Genomic DNA, 507 nt, shown 5'->3' on the forward strand with positions numbered 1-507 from the left:
TTTTCCATCCTCTCAGTGCTCCAGCCCCGGTTCTGCAGCGGCGCGGAATGCCTTGACCCGCTCGATGTCCACCGGGTTCCACCACACCCCGCCCTGCTTCAACGAGGATGCAACGATGACACCGTTGGTCCGCTTGAGTATTTCGACGATGTTGTCGCGATTGACACCCGATCCAACCAGAAGCGGCAGATGCGTTGCCGAGCCGATTTCCTCGATCTCCTCAATTGTTGCGGCATTGCCCGTACGCTGCCCCGTGGCGATGACACCGTCGGCATCAAAGAAAGCGAGATCGCGGGTCAGCTCTTCGATTGTCCGGTCCGCAACGATGGCGTGGCTGCCATGCTTCACATGGCTGTCGGCAAAGACCTTGATGTGTTCGGCGCGCAGCATCGACCGATAAGGCATTGCCTCGGCCGCCCTGCCTTCCATGAAGCCTTCATTCGCGACATAGGCATTGGCCCACTGATTGACGCGAATGAATTTGGCACCGCCGGCCATGGCAATGGC

1 protein-coding gene is annotated in these 507 nt (G+C 59.4%); it reads right to left on the reverse strand.

Annotated elements, in window-relative coordinates; all coding sequences use genetic code 11:
• Window positions 1-12: 12 nt before the first annotated feature.
• Window positions 13-507: BtpA/SgcQ family protein (locus NQT62_RS15415; protein ID WP_306173718.1), on the reverse strand; the 495-nt coding region annotated here is incomplete at its 5' end.

The organism is Limnobacter humi, from assembly GCF_024518835.1.
In the GTDB taxonomy this organism is placed as follows: domain Bacteria; phylum Pseudomonadota; class Gammaproteobacteria; order Burkholderiales; family Burkholderiaceae_B; genus Limnobacter; species Limnobacter humi.